General features: G+C 59.0%; 23 protein-coding genes. 8 read left to right on the top strand and 15 right to left on the bottom strand.

Going from position 1 to position 19,886, the window contains the following annotated elements; all coding sequences use genetic code 11:
• The first annotated feature begins 436 nt into the window (after nucleotides 1–436).
• Complete coding sequence (locus AC629_RS35260) at nucleotides 437–2,107, top strand: P-loop ATPase, Sll1717 family (protein ID WP_084809368.1); 1,671 nt, start codon at nucleotides 437–439, stop codon at nucleotides 2,105–2,107.
• A gap of 217 nt (nucleotides 2,108–2,324) precedes the next feature.
• Here the strand turns inward: AC629_RS35260 and AC629_RS47275 are convergent, their stop codons facing one another.
• The 9 genes from AC629_RS47275 to AC629_RS35215 all read right to left on the bottom strand — a co-directional run bounded on the left by AC629_RS47275 (nucleotide 2,325) and on the right by AC629_RS35215 (nucleotide 8,917).
• Entirely contained in the window at nucleotides 2,325–3,164 is an 840-nt protein-coding gene (locus AC629_RS47275) for an FtsH/Yme1/Tma family ATP-dependent metallopeptidase (protein WP_084809367.1), read from the bottom strand.
• Nucleotides 3,157–3,354, bottom strand: coding sequence for a hypothetical protein (locus AC629_RS35250; RefSeq protein ID WP_143199676.1), 198 nt, complete (start codon nucleotides 3,352–3,354; stop codon nucleotides 3,157–3,159). The genes AC629_RS47275 and AC629_RS35250 overlap by 8 nt, the downstream gene beginning before the upstream one ends.
• Nucleotides 3,351–4,304, bottom strand: coding sequence for a hypothetical protein (locus tag AC629_RS35245; protein WP_143199675.1), 954 nt, complete (start codon nucleotides 4,302–4,304; stop codon nucleotides 3,351–3,353). The genes AC629_RS35250 and AC629_RS35245 overlap by 4 nt, the downstream gene beginning before the upstream one ends.
• Before the next feature lie 10 nt (nucleotides 4,305–4,314).
• The gene (locus AC629_RS35240) at nucleotides 4,315–4,710 is read right to left on the bottom strand and encodes a hypothetical protein (protein WP_143199674.1); all 396 of its coding nucleotides are present in this window, start codon (nucleotides 4,708–4,710) and stop codon (nucleotides 4,315–4,317) included.
• Nucleotides 4,703–4,852 (bottom strand): hypothetical protein, encoded by a 150-nt coding sequence (locus AC629_RS47270; RefSeq protein ID WP_168195660.1) that lies wholly within the window; start codon nucleotides 4,850–4,852, stop codon nucleotides 4,703–4,705. Before AC629_RS47270 ends, AC629_RS35240 begins: the two co-directional genes overlap by 8 nt.
• A complete protein-coding gene (locus tag AC629_RS35230; protein ID WP_143199673.1) occupies nucleotides 4,845–5,390 on the bottom strand; it encodes a DUF1441 family protein in 546 nt (181 codons plus the stop codon). Before AC629_RS35230 ends, AC629_RS47270 begins: the two co-directional genes overlap by 8 nt.
• A gap of 364 nt (nucleotides 5,391–5,754) precedes the next feature.
• Nucleotides 5,755–7,848: an AAA family ATPase gene (locus AC629_RS35225; RefSeq protein WP_084809361.1), complete on the bottom strand. Its 2,094-nt coding sequence runs from the start codon at nucleotides 7,846–7,848 to the stop codon at nucleotides 5,755–5,757.
• Nucleotides 7,849–7,912: 64 nt separating this feature from the next.
• A complete protein-coding gene (locus AC629_RS35220; RefSeq protein WP_084809360.1) occupies nucleotides 7,913–8,143 on the bottom strand; it encodes a hypothetical protein in 231 nt (76 codons plus the stop codon).
• Nucleotides 8,144–8,281: 138 nt separating this feature from the next.
• The gene (locus AC629_RS35215) at nucleotides 8,282–8,917 is read right to left on the bottom strand and encodes a hypothetical protein (RefSeq protein ID WP_084809359.1); all 636 of its coding nucleotides are present in this window, start codon (nucleotides 8,915–8,917) and stop codon (nucleotides 8,282–8,284) included.
• Between the two features lie 159 nt (nucleotides 8,918–9,076).
• Between AC629_RS35215 and AC629_RS35210 the strand changes: the two genes are divergently transcribed.
• Both AC629_RS35210 and AC629_RS35185 read left to right on the top strand, forming a co-directional pair.
• Nucleotides 9,077–9,358, top strand: coding sequence for a helix-turn-helix transcriptional regulator (locus tag AC629_RS35210; protein WP_084809358.1), 282 nt, complete (start codon nucleotides 9,077–9,079; stop codon nucleotides 9,356–9,358).
• Between the two features lie 1,601 nt (nucleotides 9,359–10,959).
• Entirely contained in the window at nucleotides 10,960–11,181 is a 222-nt protein-coding gene (locus AC629_RS35185; protein ID WP_084809355.1) for a hypothetical protein, read from the top strand.
• 706 nt (nucleotides 11,182–11,887) lie between these two features.
• On the opposite strand, the gene AC629_RS35170 is transcribed toward AC629_RS35185, so the two are convergent.
• From AC629_RS35170 to AC629_RS35155, 4 genes are all read right to left on the bottom strand, one after another.
• Nucleotides 11,888–12,049 (bottom strand): DUF2934 domain-containing protein, encoded by a 162-nt coding sequence (locus AC629_RS35170; protein WP_084809353.1) that lies wholly within the window; start codon nucleotides 12,047–12,049, stop codon nucleotides 11,888–11,890.
• Nucleotides 12,050–12,168: 119 nt separating this feature from the next.
• Nucleotides 12,169–12,831: an SOS response-associated peptidase gene (locus tag AC629_RS35165; protein WP_084809352.1), complete on the bottom strand. Its 663-nt coding sequence runs from the start codon at nucleotides 12,829–12,831 to the stop codon at nucleotides 12,169–12,171.
• 273 nt (nucleotides 12,832–13,104) lie between these two features.
• Nucleotides 13,105–13,701: a DUF4339 domain-containing protein gene (locus AC629_RS35160; protein ID WP_084809351.1), complete on the bottom strand. Its 597-nt coding sequence runs from the start codon at nucleotides 13,699–13,701 to the stop codon at nucleotides 13,105–13,107.
• 82 nt (nucleotides 13,702–13,783) lie between these two features.
• A complete protein-coding gene (locus tag AC629_RS35155; protein WP_084809350.1) occupies nucleotides 13,784–14,173 on the bottom strand; it encodes a hypothetical protein in 390 nt (129 codons plus the stop codon).
• Nucleotides 14,174–14,659: 486 nt separating this feature from the next.
• Here AC629_RS35155 and AC629_RS45895 point away from each other — a divergent pair, with 486 nt between their 5' ends.
• From AC629_RS45895 to AC629_RS45890, 4 genes are all read left to right on the top strand, one after another.
• The gene (locus AC629_RS45895) at nucleotides 14,660–14,881 is read left to right on the top strand and encodes a hypothetical protein (RefSeq protein ID WP_143199672.1); all 222 of its coding nucleotides are present in this window, start codon (nucleotides 14,660–14,662) and stop codon (nucleotides 14,879–14,881) included.
• A 193-nt stretch (nucleotides 14,882–15,074) separates the two neighbouring features.
• Nucleotides 15,075–15,488 (top strand): potassium channel family protein, encoded by a 414-nt coding sequence (locus AC629_RS35150; protein WP_245332092.1) that lies wholly within the window; start codon nucleotides 15,075–15,077, stop codon nucleotides 15,486–15,488.
• A gap of 295 nt (nucleotides 15,489–15,783) precedes the next feature.
• On the top strand, nucleotides 15,784–16,005 hold the full coding sequence (locus tag AC629_RS50785; RefSeq protein ID WP_084809348.1) for a helix-turn-helix domain-containing protein: 222 nt from the start codon (nucleotides 15,784–15,786) through the stop codon (nucleotides 16,003–16,005).
• A gap of 1,520 nt (nucleotides 16,006–17,525) precedes the next feature.
• Nucleotides 17,526–17,765 carry a hypothetical protein gene (locus tag AC629_RS45890; protein ID WP_143199671.1) on the top strand — a complete coding sequence of 80 codons (240 nt, stop codon included), beginning with the start codon at nucleotides 17,526–17,528 and terminating at the stop codon, nucleotides 17,763–17,765.
• Between the two features lie 237 nt (nucleotides 17,766–18,002).
• Here the strand turns inward: AC629_RS45890 and AC629_RS35140 are convergent, their stop codons facing one another.
• Entirely contained in the window at nucleotides 18,003–18,536 is a 534-nt protein-coding gene (locus AC629_RS35140) for a 2'-5' RNA ligase family protein (RefSeq protein ID WP_084809369.1), read from the bottom strand.
• Nucleotides 18,537–18,768: 232 nt separating this feature from the next.
• Between AC629_RS35140 and AC629_RS35135 the strand changes: the two genes are divergently transcribed.
• Complete coding sequence (locus tag AC629_RS35135; RefSeq protein WP_084809347.1) at nucleotides 18,769–19,128, top strand: hypothetical protein; 360 nt, start codon at nucleotides 18,769–18,771, stop codon at nucleotides 19,126–19,128.
• A 1-nt stretch (nucleotide 19,129) separates the two neighbouring features.
• Here the strand turns inward: AC629_RS35135 and AC629_RS35130 are convergent, their stop codons facing one another.
• Nucleotides 19,130–19,606 carry a hypothetical protein gene (locus AC629_RS35130; protein WP_084809346.1) on the bottom strand — a complete coding sequence of 159 codons (477 nt, stop codon included), beginning with the start codon at nucleotides 19,604–19,606 and terminating at the stop codon, nucleotides 19,130–19,132.
• Nucleotides 19,607–19,886 lie beyond the last annotated feature (280 nt).

The following is a 19,886-nucleotide window of genomic DNA, read 5'->3' as shown; positions in this document are numbered from 1 at the left end:
TTCTTTTGGCCTGATCTCTCGCCAATGTTTATTTCGTTCATCTACCAACCTGCGTCGGACTAAACCCATTTCAGATCTATTCGAAATACCTGCTCCCGGGATAGCGCCATCACCCCGCGATCTGTGGAAGATAGATCGTTCTTCTTTTGTTCGACAAGAGCGCCAAGCAGAGACAGCGGCAAGTTACCCACAACTCTCTGCGTTTGAATGCAATTTGGGGTGGAAAGCGAAAAGCCGGAGTGGCTACAGTCGCCATCCTCCGGCTTCTCAAATGCAGCGAACAGTCTCGCCCGTTCCGTAGATGCTAATAACCCAAAGACGATTAGAAGGTTCCGGCACCGGGATCGCCCTTTAATCGAATGTCGTTCTAGTGGCGCACGAGGCGCGGGTCAAGCGCGCCTCGCAATTCAGGCACGTAAATTATTGGTCATTGTGAATGGCAATTGCTCGTAACCCCATAATTTTAAAGAACAATTCCGAAGTTGGATCGCCGGACGCGGAAAGCGACGATCTATACCTTGAAAACTGTTTTCAAGATACAGGCGACGTCGAGACAATCTTAGATTGCACAAACCCGAAATGCCTCGTTCTTGGACGGACGGGCTCGGGTAAGACAGCTCTATTGAGACAAGTGCTGCGGCAGACCGAGCATGCGGTCGAGCTTTCTCCAGAAACGCTTTGGCTGAACTACGTCCTGAACTCGAACGTGCTCAGATTTTTTGAAGAGGCAGGCGTTAAGCTCGACATTTTCTATTCCCTGCTCTGGCGGCACATCCTGACCGTCGAGTTGCTCAAACTCAGATATGAGATCACAAACCAGAACAAGCAAAATGAGTTTCTAGAACGTCTCAGGGGAATACTCACGAGGAACGTCGCACGACAGCGTGCGCTCAAGTATCTGTCCGATTGGGGCGACCAGTTTTGGACGGAGACCGATTATCGGACCAAAGAGTTCACCCGGAAACTGGAGACCCAATTGTCTGCAGCCGTCAAGGTGGACGCTCACTATCTCAATCTCGGTGCCGACGGAGCGCGAAAGCTAACAGAAGAAGAAAAGGTGGATGTCCGCGATAGGGGCATGACCGTCGTTAATGAAGTGCAGATCAAAGATCTGCACGAAGTAATCTCGCTTCTGTCCGAAGATATTTTCAACGACCATCAGAAGAACTACTTCGTCCTGATCGATCGATTGGACGAGGAATGGGTTGATGACAGTCTCCGTTTCAAGCTGATAAAATCGCTGATCGAGACACTGAGAACATTCCAAAAGGTCAGGCCCGTAAAGATCATCGTCGCCCTGCGAACAGACCTTCACTACCGCGTCCTCAAGGAAACTGATCAAGCCGGCTTCCAAGAAGAGAAATATCGGTCCCTCTACCTGCCGATCAAATGGTCTCGAGCTCAGCTAGTGGAGCTTTTGGATAAGCGGGTAAACTTTATGTTTCGGCGGAAATACACCCAAGACGGCGTGCATCTCAGAGACATCACGCCGCAAAACCAGATCGATCGCCGATCGTCTGAGGATTACATTTTGGATCGCACGTTCTTTCGTCCCCGAGAAGCGATCATCTATTTAAACGAATGTATCGCGCGATCTGCTGGCTCATCCAAGATAACGGTAGGAGTTCTGCGCCAAGTTGAAGTCAGCTATTCGCAACAGCGGCTGAGCTCTTTGGGTACCGAATGGAAGCGTGAGTATCCCAACCTCGAACGCAGCGCCAAATTACTCGATCACAGGAAGACACCGTTCCGGATAGACGAGGTCTCAGAAGAGGAAGCGAAAGCTATCGCGCTACGCGTCCTTGAGCATCCATCCCAACAAGTCGATCCCATCTACGCTTGGTGTCAAGAGTACTACCTTGGAGGAAACGTATCGAAAACTGAGTTCCTTCAAGAGTTGATCGCGATTTTCTATCACGTCGGCTTGGTTGGTATCAAACCGGAGCCCCATCTCGGGCGCCAATGGTCGTTTGTAGATGAGCCGGTTCTCGACCGCGCCCAAATCAAACCTCAAGCGCAAATTGACATCCATAAGACGTTCTGGGCTGCGCTTGGGGCAAGCAGAATTCATAAGGGGCCGCTAGAAGAGAAGGTTGAAGTCGGCTGAGCCTCCGCATTACCGCTCTCACCAGAGGCTTCAGCGGGGAATTGAAGTCGCTCTCGCGGGTCATATCGGCGCGATTTCTCGCTTTGCGGTAAGTGACGAGCGTGAGCGGCGGAAATGGGAGGCGCCTAAAACAATAGCCTCGACGATTGCTCGTCGAGGCTATTGAAGATCTTAGGCTAGGTACATCCGCCAGCCGTTTGATCGAAAGTACAATCAATTACCGCACGCGATCTGGTGCAGAATGTGGCACGGCAACGGCATCAGTGTGATCGCAAGCGGCACGAAAGCGCGCGGCCTCCAGCTCGCCCTTGCGCCAATCAGCGCGACGCTTGTGCTCAATCGCCAATGCCTTGTGCGCCTCCACACCCCGAATAATCTCGTCGATCTCCGCACCATCCAACGTGCGCTTCATGCGCAGGACGGTTGACAACACGATCACGACATCGCCATACGGCGTCAAGAGATCACGCGCCGCAACGTCGCAGTGCGCGAGGAACGTCTCGACTGCCTCCTCGCTTTTGCAAATCAGCAAGGCCAACTCGCGCGCCTGCCGGAGATCGTCGGCAGGCACGGCAGGCTCACCGTCGAGCACCATACGCTCCGCCGCCCTCCCCGCTAGAAATTCAATGCACTTATCGTAGACGCTCTCGAAAACGTCGGCCACAGCGCGACGATCTTCGCCGGCCCGCGGCATCTGTTGCGCAAGCGCATCACGAACGTCAGAGGCGTCGCCGCGCCCTTCAGCGAACGCCTCGGCATGTCCGACACCCCAACAGAGCCCCTCGTAACCACGAGCCGCGTCCGGGATGAGCGTCACGCCGCCGACATCGTGACCCAGCAGACGCGCGCAGACGGCATGCCCCGCCTCATGAATGGAGATGCGACGATCCTGCTCCGGCGTCCGGCCAAGCGCCCGGAGGAGTTCGTCATACTCGTCCACTTCCTCGTCAAGGCCGCTGCCGTTAGCCTCACAGTGCGGCTTGCCGGCAGCGGCCCCCCTTCCAGCGAGCGCGGGGAGGAACTTAACCCGCTCATCAGCCGAAAATTGCTTATTCATGACCGAAAAACTCCTCATGGCGGGCTTGCATGCGCGCACGGATCGCAGCGACGACATTGCGAGCGCCGCCATGCCGCGAGATCAGGCCCGCAATGGAAACGGGCATCCGATCTGCGGAGCCAACCCAGCCATCGATGCGGGTCGTGATCTGATAAGACGGCATCATGATTTTCTGCTTACGCATGGTCACACCCGCGGAACTGCGATCTCAATGGTGCGCTCTTCGGCACTGCGGTCGATTTGAGTGAAGTTGGCCGCACGCAGGACGGGATCGACGTTCTGCAAGGCGACTTTCGGCTCCGCCGCGGCATCGAGATCGACAACATCCGACGCGTTGGGCGTAAAATCACCGCCGCGCGCGCCGCGGAGCTGGGCGCGACGCGGATCGGTGGTCGGCACCGCAACGCCCTTGCTCAAGGCCCGCTGTGCCGTCGCGACTGGCATCAGCGCATCTTCGTACTGGCCGGCGAACCGCTTGCGGCCCTCATGATCGCGATGGTGCGAGGACCGCAACATAAAGACAGTTTGCGTCGGCGGCGGGGGTTCGCTCGGGACGACGGGCGCCGGCTTCGGCGAAGGGATCGCGACAGCGCCTTCGGCGATGGCGGTAACCATGGCACGCAGTTCGGGAAGTACAAGCGCCGCTGCGACCTCAACTTGCGAAGAGGTGTTGGCGACGAAAGCCGCAATCTGCGTCGCCTCGAAATGGTGGTGGATCGGTTCCAACACGGAAACAAGTCGGCGAGATGCATCAAGCAACGGCTTCAGTGCGCGCTCAACTTCATTTAGCTCGCGCGAGAGCTTTTCGGCAGCGGCAGCCCTTTCGGCTGCGGCGCGCTCGTCATCGATCTTATGCTCGATCTCGCCGACTTTGCCGGTTACAGACGCCAATGCCTCCTCAAACCCGACAACTTGCGAAGCCGCGATGTTGACGGCGTCTTGCAATGCACGGGCCGCTTGGTCGTCCTCAAGATTGCCTTCAATAAGGTGCAGCTGACGGGCCTTGGTAGCCACGGTTAGCTCGGTCTCGGCCGTCGCGAGTTTCTCGGCCAACGCAGCAGCGCGCTTGCGCAAGATCTCCAATTCGCTCTGAAGTTTCACCACTGGGTTATTTCGTCCACGAAAGATGGATTTCATCATGCGACCGATGTTAGTCGCAGCTGATGATTTGTCGTGCGCGCGGGCGCGCAATTTGGTTCGGGTTTTGCCCGCCGGCGCGCATTTCGATCAATTTTCGGAGCCGCGTCTCTGCCTCCCGCCGGCCGTACAGCCCGGATGCGAGTTCGATGTAGCCCAGCAGCCGGCTCGTGACGAAAAGCCATGATGTGCCGACCTTGATTGCGATGGGCGTGCCCTCGTCTTCAGCCGCCGCCGCCCAACGGGCAAGCGTTGATGCGTCGCGTCCGCCGACTAAGGCGGCATCTTCGCTGCGCAGCAATTGAAACCGGGCAAGCTGATCGATGGCGTCGCCGCAGTTCGCCATCTGGCTGACCCGCTCGATGAAAGCCGCCAATTCCGCCGCGAGTGTTTTCGGGCTGTCAGTCATCGGACTGCTCCGGCCGAAGCTGTTCGAGGGCCACGCGCCAGCAGCGCTCAAGCAGGTCACCGACCTCTTCCGCGGTCATCACCTCCACTTGACCGTCTTCACACACGCGAAAGCCGGCGGGCTGGAGATCGCCATCAATCATGGCTAACCTCGTCATCGGCAGCGCCAGCGGCTTCGTCGCTGATCACGTCGTCGAGCAAGCCCGGAGGCGGATCAAGCGGCAGGATTGGACGGCTCAACTCCTCCAGCACTTCGTGAATTTCACCGCGAACGATTTCCTCGACTTCCGCGCGCGGACGCATCTCGCAAGACATTGCGACCTTGCCGGGGATCGACAGGCAGCGCTCGCGGAACGTCATGAAAACGATCTCGACAGCCTTTTGGACCAGCGCCATTGGGACGTTCTCGCGGCGCGCGCTGGCGTTCTTCAGAGCGACCGCATCCGCTTGCTCGCGGGCAAGGCGCGCGCGTTCGGCGGCAAGCCGCGCCTCGTCCCCCTTGCCGCGACGACCGTCTTGTTTGGCTTCATAAGCAATCAAAGCCTTCACGACCGTGGCAAGACGGTAAAGCGGCCGCGACGGCGTACCGGCGTCGGGCGGCACCGTGCGCAACACACGAACGAGCGTCGAGCGATCCTTTTCGATCATCTCGGCGCATCGTCCGATTGTGTATTCGTGCATGTTTCACCTCAAAGGAAAGTTTGGGCTATACGTACGTGGTACTTGGTTATGGTGAGCACGGGCGCGCGACCCGCAGGGTGCCCGGCCCTCGGAAGGACCCCGCCGCGACGCACGACACTCCCTGGACGACAGACGACCTCCTCCTCTTTCTTGACCTTGGGACGCGCAACCGCACCGGCTGCCTTATAGGCAGCCGGTTGCGCGGTTGCGGCTTGGTCCTCGGCTGATGGTTGCGCCTCGGTTGCGCGATGGTTGCGGGCAGTTGCGCCATGGTTGCGCTTGGTTGCGCCCTTCGAAAAACGGGCCAGTTGCGGGGCAGTTGCGCATGGGAGAACGCAACTATCAGAAGCAGCGGCGGGTCCGACTATCTGATCCACGTGTAGTCTCCCTCGCACGCGACCAAATTGGCCGCCACCAGCTCCGCCCGATATTTCGAGAACTTGGCACGATAGGCGTTCTTCGCCTCGTTCCGGTCCAAGAGACCGAGCAATTCGCATTCAGCCTTCCAATCGTCGGAGTGGACCGCATGCTCGCCATGCAGTCGCTTGGATTTCGGTTGTTCGCCTCCCGCGACGACATTCTGGAGCGCCTCGAGATATTTCCGGGCCATCGGCGTCACCCTTTTGGGCCGCTGAGAGCCAGACTGGGCGTCGCCATCCCACCGATCATTGACCAAGAAGATATTGACCGGCTGGAAGTCCTCCCGATTGTCGGGGCGGCGCTCGCGAGCCTTCCTGAACTCCAGCTTGAACGACACATCCGTGTCGGCGCGTTCGGCCTTGGTCAGATGGATCACCACGTCCATCTGCCACTCGCGCGTCTTGGTGCCGTAACCCTTCGTCTCGTCGTGCCCAGTGTGGTGGATCCAGAGCTGACCGATGCCACGCTTCGTCAGCGACTTCACCCAAGGCAACGTCTGCGCCCATGCCTCTTCATCAACCATCGATCCCGAGATCAATGACATCACGTTGTCGAAGATCACGAAGTCGCAGCCGCCCATTTCGGCGATGATCCTCTCTATCGCCATCTGCCCCGGCCGCGTGTTGAGCGGATTGAAGTTGGGAATGTCCTCGGTGCTCAAGGCGTGGAAGCCAGCCGGATTGAACTGCTCGCGGACCTGTTCGCTCGTCTCACCCAGCAGGCGGACCTCTTCTGCCAACAGCCGCTGCTTGAGCAGCCGCCGCGACATCTCGCCGTCGATGTAGAGCACCTTGGCCGGACGGCGACCTTCCCAATGCAAAAAGGACGCGCCTGCCGCCATGCGCATGCCGATGGCAATGGCGGCATTCGATTTCCCCAAGCCGGTCGGAGCCGACATCACCCCGCGGCTAGTCGTAGAAAGAACCTCACCGAGCAGGTAATCAGGGGTCGGCAAATCGCGGTGACGCCATTCCTCAAGCGTGAGAAACCGCAACTGCTTGGCGTGGCCGGTGTCGGGCTCGGCCATGCCTTCATATCCCTCGCCGAAGTCCGGCTTGTCGAATTTCGACCGAGCGGTCTCGATCAGTTTCGCGAGATCACCGTCGTCACGGTCACCGCTGCAATAGCGCGCGCAAATCATCTTGATGACTGCGTCAGTCAGCTGGAGACCGACCATCACGGCCACAGCGTCGCGCATGGGAATGTGCCAGTGCCCCGGACGAACGCTTGCAAGGAGTTCACGGACCTTGTCCATGCCGCGGCGACGGCCATCGGCGCGGCCAAATTCCGCGATAGGTTCGTCGTTAGTCTGAGCGTTATGCGCGCTGTCGGATGCCGGGCGAAGCGCGCACAGCGCCTCGACGGTATAGGATGGCGCATTCGGATCGATGCGCACCGTCGTCGGCTCGGTGACGTAGCCGCGCGCCCGTTTAGCCTCGCTCGGGTAGTTGATGGTACCACCGATGCGCACCAACCGGTCGCAGTTCTGAACGTCATCACTCTGGAACAGGTCGCGAAGAGCCGTGTTCGCGTCCTCGACATCCTTTGGGTTGGTCAGCGGCTCGCTGTTCAGAAAGTGGATTTGACCGCGCCAGTGCGGCTTGCTGCCTGTTTGCACGACGAGAGCCGGCCGCAGTTGCTCGCGCTTCGAGATCGCGACAACGCGCTCGTAATCACCGGCGTTGTCGCAATCGATCCACGAGACGCGAGCAGCGCAGAAATGCTCCTTGCTGGCCCGCCCCTTTGGAGGCTTGTTACCGTGGCGCAGCGCGGCGCCTACGTAGCAGTTATGGCCGAGCCCGTTCATGTGCACGACGTGATCGATGATCGGCTTCAAGTCATGCGCCGAAAAGAAGCGCCACTTGATCGGTTCTCCGGGTTTGATGTAGACGATCTCGATCCATGCATCCGGGTGCTGGTGCACAATGTCCGGTGCGAACAGCGCATACATGAAGGTGCCGATCGCAGCTTCGTTAGGCGCGAGCTGCGACGCCCCAGCTTGCGCGTGCGCGTCGGCGCTGCTAAAATTACCGTGCATTGAAAACTTCCGAACGTAGGAAGGCCCGGCGACGCGCGAACGTCCCGGGCTTTACTATTGAGGATTAGCGCTGGAAGAGACGAGCGCGTTCGCTCTCGGGGATCAATTTGATCCCGCAATAGTTCACGGCGTTGAGCTTGCCCGTCTTAATTGCGCGCCACGTCGTGGTGCGGCTGGTGCCGGTCATCTTCGACCACTCGGAGATTTTGTATCCGAGACGCGGTTCATTGAGTTTGCTGTCGGATTGACGCCCGCGCCGATTAGCGCGATCGCCGAGCAACATCGGGTTTTTCATTCCAGTCCGGCTCCTTCGGTCACAGATCATGCCGAAGAAGGTCTGCCGGTTGCCGCTGGAAGTGAAGGTTACGCCTTCGTTGATTTTTTGACCGCGGAGTAACCCTTGGCCCGCTTCGAGGTCTCGCCGTGCTTCAAATCATGGAGCATTTTTTTTAAGTGCACCTGTCGGCGGATCGATCCCAAGGGCAAGATGCAGGGACTTGATCGCGGCCGAAAACGAACCATGTTGGCCGAGCTTCACGCGGTGCTTTTTCATTAGCCGTAAGAAGGGCTCCCAGAGGAACGCTCGCTCAAAAGACTTACCGCTCGGCTGATAGTGTGCCGCAGCATATTCTTTAGAGACGCGCAGCTTCCTCATTGTTCGCAGGAGGGTTGTCGCGACCAGATCAAGATTAATCGTGGCCATCGCCGCGCCGGCCTTTTGCTTTCGCTGGCTTGGCGGGATCATCTTGATCCTGAGCGCGATGATCGCCGGATGCAATGGGCGCAACTCGTGCAACCACTGCGCCTTAATCTTGCGGAGCGAATTTTCGAACCGGTCCAAGATTGGATCGACCTCTTCAAACTTGGGAGCCCTGTTTTTAAGTGCGATCCGGTAGCTGGTTGCCATCCGATCCAGCTCTTGGTCGATTTCTCGAAGCGTGGACTGGCGCTGGGAGCCAAAGGATTTCAGAACATTAGCGACATGCTCGGGCCTCTTGAATACGCGCGGCGATAATCGCCGGGCGATGGCGACGGGAGCAGGTGTCTTGCTGGGATTGTCATTGGTCATGGCAGGAATTTGGTGCGCTGGCTGCTACCATCTGAGCCATCCAGAAATAATCAGGCGCGCTTAAGGCAAGGTTACATGCCAGCGAGAGATCGCTGGCCCACGTAACTTTCATTGGGTCGGTGAAGCAGGCGATACTGCGGGAAACACCATGGGATCGTGATGACCGCAGGAAATCAACGCGAAGCCGAAACGGAGGACTTAGGACCGGCAAAGTCCCGTCCTCGCCGTATGCTTAACGAGAAGCAGGTGCTGGAGATCGTCCCTGTGGGCCGCACCACGCTGTACCGCATGGAGAAGTCCGGCCGCTTCCCCAAATCAACCTACATCAGCCCGAACCGGCGCGTCTGGTTTGAGGACGAGATCGTCGCGTGGCAGAACGCGGTCGATGAATTCGATCCGCATCGGGCTCGGGGCAAGGGGCGGCGCGTGCGTGCGGGTTGATTGGCCGGACAGGGAGAACCGGGGATTTCTGTTCGTCGGTCGTGGCGGCTTCCGTGCCCCGCGGGGCGTCAGCAAGCCGCCGGGCAGACGGGACGGGAGCGAACAGTGCTCCTAAGCCGCCGCTCTGGTCCGTCAGGGCGGTCCAGCGATCCCTCGCCGGTTACGCACCCCGGTGAAACCACCAAAGCCTCATTATCCGCCTCCAGAGCGGCAGGGATGCAGGGTCCTCTCGGCCGTGAGGAGCGGTCGAGGGCGCGCCGCCGTCCAACTCGGTAAGCCGCTCGACCAACCCTTGCAGTCGCGAGGGTAGCGGCGCGGCATCATCCGCGAGGTCGCCACGAAGTCGCTCACCAATCTCGTCGCAAATCGCTTGGCGATGCTCCGGCTCTAAACCGGGGGATGGACCATGGTCGCGAGTTGGGTGATCCACCATGGCTGGTACCATAGGCATTGACGCGCACAGCCTTCTTGCGGCGCGCGCCGACCCTTCCGCCCCCTAACAACGCGCATCGGACTTACCCCGATCCGGCGGAACCGAAATCTTTTAATCATAGGTAATTTTTATCGCCCGTAAGGTGAGCCCGACCCGGTCCCCGAACTTGTGTAGCAACCTTCGCCCATGTGAGACGTTGCTCAGCACCACTGGCTAAGGCCCTGCCCCGTAGGCGCTGGTGGCTGAGAGACCGATCGCGCTCCCACCTGCAACAGGAGGGAGTGCGCATGTCCCGCCAACGCATCCAACAAGCGACCACCTTGGAAGAACGCCTCACGGAGGAGGCACGGCGCTTTCGGAGGGAAGCCCGAGGCACCCCACCGGGCATTGAGCGCGAGCGCCTTATTCGCAAAGCCCGCCAGGCCGAGACCGCTTCTCATCTGACCAAGTGGCTGCACTCGCGTCGGTGACCGATGCTGCCACCGAACCGAAGGAGGTCAACGTGTCCCCCCTAATCCTTACCGGCGCTGGTGTATCTACGGATAAGCGCTCGTTCGTCGCCCTGGAAATTGCCGATGACGAAAAGGCCTTTGAGGTAGCCCGACGGATAGCTGAAAGCACCGGACGTGAAGTGACTATCCGTGATGCGAAGTGGGTAGAGTTGGCAACCATTCCGGGTGGAAAGCCAGCACTAAGAAGGGCTCGACCCCAAAAATTCCGGATAGGCGCCCGTTCTCCCGGCGCTCACATAATCGGTAGGACCCGGTGAGAGGGCGGATGCTGCATTGCGGGGCGTCGTGTTTGCGCCGATGTCCTGAGTTGGCTTCTCACTTTGTTCTGGCGTTGCTCGGTTCCCGGGTGCACACTGGTTCCATCACCGAGCGATACGATGGCTGATATCGGTGATGAGAACGCCGGTCGCGCTCCCGTTAGTCCTCGAACGGATGGAGTAGCGTATGCCAGAGCGTCGCCGTTTCACACAAACTAATACCCTTGAAGAACGGCTGGCTAAGGAAGCAAAGCGGCTGCGCAAGCAGGCTCAAGGTACTCCGCTGGGTATTGAGCGTGAGCGCCTTGTCCGCAGAGCCCGCGAAGCTGAGACCGCTTCTCATCTGACCAAGTGGCTGCACTCGCGTGGGCTGCAAGCGCCAAAATAAGGTTCAAGGAAATGGCTATCTATCGGCTATTGAAAAACTGCACCATGGAGCCGAACGAGATTAGCCGTATTAGCGAGGCTTACGAGCAAGCGTTGCGTATCCTTTGTGTCAAGGATCGCGACGACCCCCTAACGGAAATGATCGCGAAGAAAATCATCAAGATTGCGCAAAGCGACGTCCGTGGCCCAGCAGAGATCGCGGCTCTGGCGATCAAGGGTCTCCAGATGCGGTAATGCAGTGGGGGCCAAGCAAGCGTGCCCAAATTTGCGGTGCCTAGCCTGCTTGGCGATCTTAGCAACCTTCGCCCGTGTGGAGAGTTGCCCAGCATCATCGGCCAAGACGGAGTTTACGTAGGCGCCGGTGGCTGAGAGAGCGATCGCGCTCCCGCCTGCATACGAGGGAGCAACACCATGCTGAAACGATTTCGTTTCAGGAATACCACTTTGGAAGAACTGCTCGCGGAGGAGGCGCAGCGTCTGCGGGAAGAGGCCCAAGGCATTCCGCCCGGCAGAGAGCGGCTTGTTCGCCAAGCTCGACGAGCTAGGGCCGCTTCTCACCTGAGAGAGTGGCTGGCCTCGCCGGGCCCACAATCGCCGAAGTAAGAATTACGCCGCCTCAGTTGGCGGTCTTCTCATTCCTTTGGTAGCCAACAGGAGAGCGACTGGCTGCGTCCCTACAATTCCACCGTGCCGTCGAGCACACGGAAATATGGAGCGCGAGCAGCGACGGCTTTTCGTTCGTGATCAGCTACGAGAGCAACACCGGTCTCGGCTTTCACGGAAACCCCGGCTATGTCGCGTCATGGCGTCCAGTCTATCAGAGCCGTGGCACGATCAGGATCTCGCCCTTCAAACCTTCGATGAGGCCGAGGCCGCCTGCGACGCGATGCTGAAAGACCTGGCGAGTGAAAATTGAAGGGCAGCGTCGGCGCCACCTCGGTCAAATGTCGGCACCTTTGTTTGGGTCACCACGTTCCTCTGCGTCCTGCAATTCCCTCTGCGCTTGACGCCAGAACTCGTCTTCGCGTCCTTCGGGTTTGCCCGCCTGCTCCCACAGTTCGAACGCGCGTTTCCGTATCTGCTCTTCTGTAGGCTGAGCCATAATGAATTCTCCCAGAGCGCAGGTCCCGCCTTGGGCAGGAGGCACAGAGGGGGACCGTCGGGCCGATTTTACTTGCGGCCCAATGAGCCAATTCGGGCTTAAGAGGGTTGTTCCTTGTTCTATGCCGCCACTCGATCCTCGTTATCCGCGCCGCGCGCCACGACCTTCATGGCGTCATCCGGCAAGGGCCGCTGCAACGCCCTCGCCTCATCCCAGGGCGCGCGCATCCAGACGTCTCGCTCGTCATTGGTCGTCAGGATCACAGGCATCGCCTTGGGATGGATCGGCGCGACGACCATGTTCGGTGCGGTCGTCAAGAAGCCGTAGACCAGATGCGGCCCAGGGATCGGCTTAGACTTGGTGCCTCGGTCGCCCTTGAACTCGGTCCACATGCCCGCGAAGGCGAACAGCGGCCGGTCCTCGTTGAGCGCGAACCAGATCACGTCCTTCTTCTTGGTCTCGGGGTTCGGCTCGGGCGCGTACTCGGCGAAGCTGTTGGCCGGGACAAGGCACCGGTTCTCGGACTTGAGCCAGCCTCGCCAGTGCGGCGAGGACGTATTGCGGATGTTGGTGACGGGCGGCCCGCCCGTGCGCGGTGGCGGCGGCATGCCCCACCGCATCAGCACCATCTCGCTTCCGGCCTCCGAGTTGCGGATCACCGGAGCCGGATAATCAGGAAACACGCCGGGCATCGGCGCGAGGTTGCCGACGTAGCGGTTGATCACGCGGAAGAGGCGCTGGATGGCCTCTTGGTTCGTTGTGATGGAGTAGAGGTTGCACATTGGTGGAGGTGTTCTGATGCGCCGGTTTGACCATCTAGTCACGCTTTCGGTGAGTTGCACCGTCGCATTTGATGCAGGGCGCCTATTGCTTTCCTCGGCACGATGGTGCGACCTGCTCAACGGCTTTGCGAAGGTTTTCCTTATCTCCCAAGGCAAGCTGCCTGTAGGTGAAGGTCGATGCGACGGAATTGCCAGCGCAGTTACAATAGCCGTCTAGTTGCGCGTCCGTGAACCCAGCATTGATCGCCGCATTTCGTTGCGAGCGGAAGCAACCTACCGCGAAGGACTTGGTGAATTCGGCACGTGCGTCGCCTTCAAATTCCAACCACGATCAGGATACCAAAGAAGACCGCAGCTCCCTGGACTGCGCTGACACTTGATGGTCGCAGATTGCGCCGTCTCACGGTGTTGCGTATCACGGCAACCAGAAAAAAAAATGAGCGGCAGGAGGAGGAGTTGGCCGATCAACTCGCCTATCAATCCGGCAGTAGGTGCGTATCCGATGTTTGCCAGCAGGTAACTTTGCGTCGTGAAGGCGCTGATCGCTAGCACTAACGATGCGATGGCTAAGCCTATTGTTGCAGCCCTCCACAGGCTCCATTTGCTATCGACATGCGCCATCGGAACATCCGCTTGAAGCGGAGGTGGTGAAACAATTGTCTCTGGTTTGGGGTCTGGCGGGTTAGGGGGAGCCCAGAACTCGCGCACTTCACGAAGCGGTACCCAATTTTCGAAGCCGGGTCGCCAGACCAGATCGGCGCCGCTAATGGTACCATCGCGCAGGCTTATCAGCAGTTGTGATCGTCGGAGCGGTCCGCGCTGTGCCCCGTTGATCAGTACATGCCAGATTGCATCGTCCTCTGACGCCATTGAATTCCCCCACCCATCTTGGTCGGGGACACTACAGCATGCGCGTGCGGGTTGTGAAGGAGCACACGGGTCACGGTCACTGCTACCGTTCTCCAGGCCACCACGACGAACGCGGACTGTCGGCAGAAATCTTGGTTGGACGGAGCGCAACGAGGTGGCTGCGCTTGTACAGATAGCGGCGAACCTGCGAGCAATCCTTGCACCTCATGTAGCGCTCCAGTTCATGAACCGGCGTTGCCTTCGGCCGCCGCACGATGTCCAGGGGGACGGCCTGATTGGTGTCGCAACCGAGACATCGGACTTCGAGGTACAGATAACCCGCATTGAGGGCGTCACCCAACGTGGGCGACGGCTGCGCCGGTCCCTGGAAGGCAAGCATGCGCTTATTCCATGCCTCACAGGCCAGCTTGTCGGCCTGCCTGCGCGCTTCTGCTGCCTGCTCAGCAGCCGCCCGGACCGAAGCCCCGTAGATGGTCTCGCGTGATTTGGGTGCCCATGCGCGGGAGGATGCGCAGGGGGGCGCTGGACAGGCAAGCCGCTACGGATTGCGGTGGACAACGTGCCGGGCACAAGGCGATCGGTGCCGGAGCCGACAGAGCCGTACCGGGTCCTCTGGGGTGCGTGAAAAATGCGGGGTACGCGCGACCGCGAGCCTCGAGCATATTTGGAGTTTTTGATTTTCGATTTTCTTTTTGTACCAGATCGCATAGAAAGGCGGTGCGCGATGTGGAGCTGTCGGCTCTGGGCGCTCAAGCAGCGGAGCAAAGAGGACGTCGCATCGAGACGTTCCTAAGAAGTGGAACGGCGATGCTTGACGTGCGTATTACAGACTTCCGGTATCTGTCGCGACTAGCTCCAGCCGGAAGGTGAAGCTGGCGGCCTTGGCAGCCCCGCCAGGGCCGCAGCGCCCTCCACCGCTCGCGGTTCGCGAGAGTTAACTGATCCAGGAGAAAGGGGAATGAGTGCAGCATCATTGGTTCAGGTCAAGATGGGTACGGAAGCCCTTGCCCTATGCATTGCCGAAGTCTTGTGTGAGCGCGACCCATCGCTTCTTGCCGCGTTCCGGGAGAGAGTAGAAATGCTCTATAACGTCCTCGATGATCGCGGAGACAGTGAAGCGGCGGCAATGGTTAGCGCATTTGGGAGAGCGCTGACTGATCCCGCACGCAAGCCTGTTTGAGTTAGTTTGCACAAAGTTGACCGCCCGGACGAGGGTCCTGGCGGGTCACGTTGGCAAGAGGCGGTCCGCCCTAAGGACGACCCACGCGCGACAGCGATGAGGGACGGCTTGCAGCATCCAGTGTTGAAGGTTTTTGCGCTATAATGGGGCAGGTATAAAACGCGCGAGCCTCGATATGTTACGAGAGTTGTTGGTGGGCGGTGTCGTCAGTCTTGTAACCATCACGATCCACGCACTGGTTACGACGATAGTGGTGCGCGTCGCACAAACCTCCAGTGTGAAGAGGGTAACGCATCCTTCCCTGTTTTTGATACGTATAATGATCCCGACTGTATCGGTTTTTATGGTCGCCCATACGGTTGAAGTTTTTATCTGGGCTTTGGCTTATTGGTTCGTCGAGGCTGCACCGCCCGGAGCCGATCTGGTCTATTTTGCGTTCGTCAACTTCGCAACACTCGGTTACGGTGACATCGTTCCGGTTGAACGCTGGGTTTTGCTAGGCCCAATTACTGCAATGAACGGTTGGCTTCTTTTTGGCTGGTCGACTGCGTGCATCTTTGAAGTACTACACAGGGCACTCGTACGCAGCGGCGTACCGAATGGCTAGTCGAAAGCCCATGTGCGCTTTTGGGCCATCGCGCCATTCTGCTGGTCAGCGCATAGCGAACTTTCTGGCGGTCCTCAAAATGTGTTGCCCCTGTGCAACTGCAACCACGGAATTTCTTGCAGCAGATACCCTCGATAGGCGCAGTCGCGCTGTCCCCGGCATCGACCCCGTCCTACACAGTACCTTGCAAGCATGACCCGGGACTGCCGTTCATCTAGATTAAAGATTTTGGCTTAGCGTGTACGTCGTTGCACCAGAACGACGATAGCCTGCCGTTCTCGAACTCAGACTGCTAATGAGCACACTACCGCTAAGTCCTCGCGAGAAGCAGCTTCTGCGGCGCTTAGCCGCCGGGAAAACGGACGCTGAGATAGCGGCCAGGCTTGGAGGGACCGCAAAGCAGATCTCAGAACAGCGAGCCCGCTTGCTCGAAAAGTTAGGTCTCCGTTCGCAAGCTGAACTCGTTGACGCAGCCGAGCGGTTGGCGCACTGGGGCAACTATCGGGGCGTAACCTAGAGGAGGCCCACGAGCATCTTTCTTCATTCGCCTCTCACGTTGTAGCTTCGTTCACCCGTTCGCCGTTCGGCTTCGGGAGGTGACAAGGGCCCGGCTAGGTGCGGATGCTGGGCCCTTTCACTGCCAAAAGGGGGGCAAAGCCAACAAGGAGGAGCGGCAGCGGCAATGCTCCGGTGCCGTACAGCGGGCCGAGAGCACGGGACTACAGAGTGCCGGACGACCGGACCTAACGCGGCGTCCTTCGCTCCGCCGCCACTTCGGCTTCGAGCATTTCGAGCTGGCTCGCCAGACCGCTGAAGGTTCGGCTTATATTCGTCAGAAGGGACGCTCTTTTTTCTGAAATCCCGACCTGGCTCGCTTGAGCCCTGTAAGCGGATGCAATCGAACGGTATTCAGAAGCAGGCATTGTACGGTGGGTCATACGCGTTGAGGATGCACCCGACGGTCAGTAACTAGCCATGCTATTTTTGCGGATCAGAAGAGATGAATTTGTTTGCTGCGACCGCTCAGCGCCACACGACGGCGACGCACAACGCCGCCACACCCAGCATCGCCAACACAATCAGCGCAATAAAGAGACGCTCTTCCCGACCCATGGATGCGAGGGTTGAACTGGGTAAGATATACCACCTTTGATTTAGATCAAAGGCAAGCCTCGCGCAGCCCGCATGAAGGTGGCGGCCACGCGGGTCTCGCTGCCGGTGCCAATATTAAGCCAGCCCCTTGGGATCGGCGGCGAGCGCGCCTGTGCGTTTCCAGGGGCTCGTCGCTACCAAGCCAGACGCACACTAATGGTCGGCGCCAGCGCATACGCTGAAATAGGGCCTAATAGGGCCCGGCGAGTTTCTGGACGGCCGTCTGCCACTGCGTAAAGATCAGGAAATGCATTTATTTACAAACACTTAATTCCCATTTCCATGACCCCTAAAAACTGCTGGCGGAAAGGACCACACGGTTTCGCCGTACGCAGCCGCCCCTGCTTCGCCAAGAGGCTTCGCAAGGGTTGAGCGCCGCTCGTCATGCGCGGTTCGTCGCATGCTCACGAGGTTCATCTCGCCCTGCATGCTAGAGCCCGCATCGGCACCGCCGCGTCCACCGCAATCCAGCCCGCGTTCGTGACGACGTACGACCGCCCCTCTGGTGGGCTGGGATAGGCAACACATACGACAAATCCGAATTTCGGTAAAGTGGAATATTTTCGAGGAGAGGGTTGACAGCGGCATTTCGGACTGTTTTGCCCGGCGGGTCGAGACGTCCCGGCTGCGGCGGCACCGCCGGATTCTGAATGAGGTGGTGACAGCGCTCGCTGCGGGCGTCAATCCTGATGCTGATGGTCCGCCCTCATTCCGCCCAGGCAAAGCCCGGCGAGTACACGTCCGGTACCATAGCGAGTTTCGAGTACACGCACCCCGACTTTGACAGCGGTCACAAACACCGATCGACTTGTGTGAGGTCAGTCACCTACAACTGACCCGCTCACCTCCATAGTCGATAGCCCGGCCGCAACAAGGACTGCGGATATGAAATCATCTCGTTTCGCTCTCTTCGCTATCGCCGCCATCATCGGAATCGGTACGGTGGCCGGTTCTGGGCATTATTCCCCCGCTGCTGCGGGAAACTTCGGTTCGGACTATGGCTGGATGGGAAATAGAAAATACATGGACTGCATCAAATATATGGGGGCCTACGGCCCCGACTACCCGGGGCGGGATAATAACATAAGGGCCTGCAAGAAAGCCTATCTTCCAGGCGGTCGCTGATCATGATGGCTTGGAATTGAAGCAGCGTGGCCGCTTCGCAGGAAATTGGCGGGGGACCGCTGATCTATCAGAACGACACCGCTTGCAAAAGAACAGGCCGGGTGAGGATTACGGTGACAGTGCACTTAATTCAGCGACGTTGCAGTTGATCCAACCGGCCCATCGGTTCGATTGTGCGTTGAGTGCACTGTCACTGTAATTTCCGAAGCGTGCGAGTTTGCTAACACGGACGAGTAATTACAGCGGCAATTTCTGCTCGGCGATCACCCGAACCGGCGGAAAAGCAACGCAATCCACCACGTCGAACAAGACTTCAATCTTGCGGTCGAACGATCCTGCAAAGGCAATGGCATCACCGCGCCGTTCGTCGGCGATCCGCGATCCGAGCGTGCAATGCGGCGTCCACGCGCCGGGCCGGTAATGAGCGCGACAATGCGCCGGATCGATTGCGGCGCTGATAGCGCCGTGGATGCGGGTGAGAGTCTCGGTGATCGCCGGCTCTGCCCAGAGGACAAGAGGAGAACCTTCGAACCAGCGAATTCGCTTGAATTCGATACGCAGTTGCGTTTCGCCAGTAGCGGCCGTCAACATCGCGCCCCACGCGGTCTTCGCGTCAATCGCAGGCAAATCGTAGATCGCAAATGTAAAATGCGGCCGGTAGCCGAGCGCGCGCATTGACGGTTCGACTTCGAAAAGGCCGACCTGGTCCCACAGCCGCTCGATCTCGCCTGCCGAACTGTTGTCGGCCCGGATGTTGATCGCCAATGCCACGGGCTCACCCGGCGCACTCACGCCCGGGGCTCTGACCGAGATCGGGGACAAGGGTTAGGCCTCAAGGAATGATGACGCCGACAAAGTGATGTTCGCAGACCCATGCCTCTTCCGGCCTCATGTAGAGTTCTGCGGGACTGGAGCACCCAGGCTCGGCGCACATGATCGTCGTCATGGTCGCACCATTGCGTCGGGCGTAGGTCAGACAATTCTTGCAGGCATAGAGGTCTGGATGTTTATCCTGCTCAAACTCCTCCCACACATGATCTGCCTGTGCACACCTTTCGCTGAAATCGTCTTTGGTCATTTGGTTCGCCCCTCAAGTTCGTTGGTAGCGTATATTGCGGAGATGCCCCCTGGTGGGTTGAACGCTTCGATCCCGATCATCGAGCAGCTGTATGCTTGCGTCAACGGGACGAGCTTTTCGATCGCGGACTCGCAAGGGATCAATCAGGCCAACGCGGCGGCGCACTGGGACGGCTACAATTTCGTCGTCGACTGGGTGTTTACCGGCGCAAGGCGAAAGCCACAGTTCGGCATGAAACGGGCGGCCCTTGGGGCCGCCCGAGTTGTTTCGCGGCAGAGCGGATGACCTATTGGCAGCGATACTGGCGGCCGTCATCAAGCTTGACCCAGGTGCCGGGCCTGCAGACGATACCATTGCGCGCGGCGAAGGTATTCCAGTCGCCATACCAGCCGTTTTCACCGTAGATGCCGCCGCCGTACATAGCGGGTTGGCCGTACATGCTGTACGCGCCGTAGGCATTGCGCCAGCCACGGTAGGGCGCGGTCGCGACGTTGAACGGCGTGGCCGCGACGGCCGCGGCTGTACCGAGGGCAGCGCCCGTCACTCCCGCGGCAACGTAGGCCGGCTGGCGATAGGCCGTTCGCCGATGATGATAGCGCGTGGCGCGGGGACTGTAGGAGGGACTTCCAATGGTGTTACCGAATTCATCTTCAGAGGCGGCTGGATCAGAAGTAGCATTGTGCCATTGGGCTAGCGCCGGGCTGCGGCTGCACAGGGCGGATGCCGCAATCACCACCGCGCCAAGAATTTTTAGATTTGTCATGGCTTGCTCCCTGCGTTTGAGACGATGGCTAATTACCACCTCTGGCAGTGGTTCCCGCATTTCTCCCGCGCGAAACATCAAATCGAGGTGACTCCTTGGGCAGGTCACGCGCTTGTGCGGCGTTGATCGGCGGGGCTTCAGCCTACAGTGAGGCCGTCGCGCATCACCCGACAGTAGACCTGACATTAGTCCCACAGTTGGCTAGTCGTCCGTGAAGAATACGGATCGGTCTGAGAAATAAGCAGAATTGGTCTTGATATAATATTCGATTTTGCAGGAA

The organism is Bradyrhizobium sp. NAS80.1 (assembly GCF_001908205.1).
In the GTDB taxonomy this organism is placed as follows: domain Bacteria; phylum Pseudomonadota; class Alphaproteobacteria; order Rhizobiales; family Xanthobacteraceae; genus Bradyrhizobium.
The sequence above is the reverse complement of the archived record's forward strand: the minus strand, read 5'-3'. Positions and strand labels throughout refer to the sequence as shown.

Coding starts and splice junctions, on each gene's coding strand:
- AC629_RS35260 (WP_084809368.1), top strand. CDS start 437: ATGGCAATTGCTCGTAACCCCATAATTTTAAAGAACAATTCCGAAGTT.
- AC629_RS47275 (WP_084809367.1), bottom strand. CDS start 3,164: ATGAATAAGCAATTTTCGGCTGATGAGCGGGTTAAGTTCCTCCCCGCG.
- AC629_RS35245 (WP_143199675.1), bottom strand. CDS start 4,304: ATGATGAAATCCATCTTTCGTGGACGAAATAACCCAGTGGTGAAACTT.
- AC629_RS35240 (WP_143199674.1), bottom strand. CDS start 4,710: ATGACTGACAGCCCGAAAACACTCGCGGCGGAATTGGCGGCTTTCATC.
- AC629_RS47270 (WP_168195660.1), bottom strand. CDS start 4,852: ATGATTGATGGCGATCTCCAGCCCGCCGGCTTTCGCGTGTGTGAAGAC.
- AC629_RS35230 (WP_143199673.1), bottom strand. CDS start 5,390: ATGCACGAATACACAATCGGACGATGCGCCGAGATGATCGAAAAGGAT.
- AC629_RS35225 (WP_084809361.1), bottom strand. CDS start 7,848: ATGCACGGTAATTTTAGCAGCGCCGACGCGCACGCGCAAGCTGGGGCG.
- AC629_RS35220 (WP_084809360.1), bottom strand. CDS start 8,143: ATGAAAAACCCGATGTTGCTCGGCGATCGCGCTAATCGGCGCGGGCGT.
- AC629_RS35215 (WP_084809359.1), bottom strand. CDS start 8,917: ATGACCAATGACAATCCCAGCAAGACACCTGCTCCCGTCGCCATCGCC.
- AC629_RS35210 (WP_084809358.1), top strand. CDS start 9,077: ATGACCGCAGGAAATCAACGCGAAGCCGAAACGGAGGACTTAGGACCG.
- AC629_RS35185 (WP_084809355.1), top strand. CDS start 10,960: ATGGCTATCTATCGGCTATTGAAAAACTGCACCATGGAGCCGAACGAG.
- AC629_RS35170 (WP_084809353.1), bottom strand. CDS start 12,049: ATGGCTCAGCCTACAGAAGAGCAGATACGGAAACGCGCGTTCGAACTG.
- AC629_RS35165 (WP_084809352.1), bottom strand. CDS start 12,831: ATGTGCAACCTCTACTCCATCACAACGAACCAAGAGGCCATCCAGCGC.
- AC629_RS35160 (WP_084809351.1), bottom strand. CDS start 13,701: ATGGCGTCAGAGGACGATGCAATCTGGCATGTACTGATCAACGGGGCA.
- AC629_RS45895 (WP_143199672.1), top strand. CDS start 14,660: ATGAGTGCAGCATCATTGGTTCAGGTCAAGATGGGTACGGAAGCCCTT.
- AC629_RS50785 (WP_084809348.1), top strand. CDS start 15,784: ATGAGCACACTACCGCTAAGTCCTCGCGAGAAGCAGCTTCTGCGGCGC.
- AC629_RS45890 (WP_143199671.1), top strand. CDS start 17,526: ATGAAATCATCTCGTTTCGCTCTCTTCGCTATCGCCGCCATCATCGGA.
- AC629_RS35135 (WP_084809347.1), top strand. CDS start 18,769: ATGTTTATCCTGCTCAAACTCCTCCCACACATGATCTGCCTGTGCACA.
- AC629_RS35130 (WP_084809346.1), bottom strand. CDS start 19,606: ATGACAAATCTAAAAATTCTTGGCGCGGTGGTGATTGCGGCATCCGCC.